2 protein-coding genes are annotated in these 1,535 nt (G+C 63.5%); both read right to left on the bottom strand.

Annotated elements, in window-relative coordinates; genetic code table 11:
* On the bottom strand, positions 1-737 hold a 737-nt coding region (locus tag BKD70_RS22450), incomplete at its 3' end, for a type II secretion system F family protein (RefSeq protein ID WP_070415426.1).
* Between the two features lies 1 nt (position 738).
* Positions 739-1,535 (bottom strand): type II secretion system F family protein (locus BKD70_RS22445; RefSeq protein ID WP_070415425.1); only part of this gene is annotated, 797 nt, incomplete at its 5' end.

The following is a 1,535-nucleotide window of genomic DNA, read 5'->3' as shown; positions in this document are numbered from 1 at the left end:
TCAAGCAACTGCTTGAGGGCCAGCAAGGATTTCATCGCGCCGCCGCCCTGGTGGATCAACTGCTGAAGGATGATGCAGGTGTCGGTGAACTCATCCACGGCCAACAGGCGTGCGGTCTTGCCCAGCTCTTCGGACAGTTCCAGGCCCGAGTCGACCCTTGCCAGGATCAGGCGCAGTTCATGGGTCAGGTCTGGCAGCAAGCGCTGGGCTTCGGTGCTCAACACCCGCAGCGATTGCTCAACTGCCATGCCGGATTCGAACAGGATGCGCAGTAACGGAATGAAGGTGGAGATTTCCCGAGCGATACGCTCCTGGCGGTATTTCGCACTGAGGGCGAGGATGCGTTTGGGCAGCAAGTAACCGATGCCTAGGGCAATCGCCGGGGCAATCCAGGGTGAGCCGGCATGGGGAAACAGCAGCTGTTGGCCGAGCAGGGTCAAGCCCAGCAACACGATGGGCACGCCGATCTGGAAAGCGGCAAACATGGAGCGCTGGTTGGCTTTACGCCAACCGACTCGGTTGAGCAGGGTCTGGGTTTCGTTGTCCAGGCTGACCGAGCGCTGGGCCACGGCGCTGGCGCCCAACTGGCGCATCAGGCTGCCGAGTTTGTCCTCGCGGGTCAGTTGGCCTTGCAGGCGTTGGCTGACCAGGCGTTGACGGCGCCTTTGCTCTAGCAGGTTGCCGACGATCAAGGCGACGGCGGCGAGCGACAACAGGATGCAAATCAGGATGGCCATCTCAAATACTCCGCAACATGCGCCACATGACGAAGGTGCCCGTGATGTCGAGCGCCACCGCGGCCAGCAGCAGGTGGCGCCCGGTTCCGTCATTCCACATGCTCATCAGGTAGCCTGGGTTGACCATCAGGAAGTAGCCGACCATGACGATAGGCAAACCCGCCAGCACATAGGCGGTCATGCGCGTTTCGCCAGTCATGGCCTTGAGTTGGCGCGCACCCTGTTCGCGCTCGCGGATCATCTTGATCAGGTTTTCCAGCAGCTCGCTGGCGTTGCCGCCGTAGCGGTGGTTGACCTTCAGGCCAAGAGCAAACAGGCGGAATTCATCGCGCTCGTAAAACTCGGCAAAGTCGCTGACCGACTCCGGCAGGCTCACGCCCATTTGCACGTTGCGCTGGATGCGGCTCATGGCCTGCTTGAGCGGCGCTTCGGTGCTGTCGATCGCGCCCAGCACAGCGTCCGCCAGGGTGCGCCCAGACTTGAGGCTGCGCACGCTGTGGTCCAGCAGCTGCGGTAATTGTTCGACCATGCGCTGCACTCGCCGTTGGTAGCGCCAGGCGATATACACCCGCAGCAGCAGCAGCGGCAGGATCAGCATGGCCAACAGTCCCAGCCCGCCGGCCAGCAGATAGCCCAGCAACATGCCCAGCGCCCAGCCGCTCAGCCACAAACCCAGGCGGTCGGTGGGCTTGCCCAGGCCGGCGCGCTGGAACATGCGCTCCAGCGCGACCCAGCTGCCGTTCGGCTCCTGGGGCACCGGCTGGCCGTCGCTGAGCCGCTCCAGCACCCGGTCGGTAC

It is taken from the genome of Pseudomonas sp. BS-2016, assembly GCF_001806145.1.
GTDB lineage: Bacteria > Pseudomonadota > Gammaproteobacteria > Pseudomonadales > Pseudomonadaceae > Aquipseudomonas > Aquipseudomonas lundensis.
The sequence above is the reverse complement of the archived record's forward strand: the minus strand, read 5'-3'. Positions and strand labels throughout refer to the sequence as shown.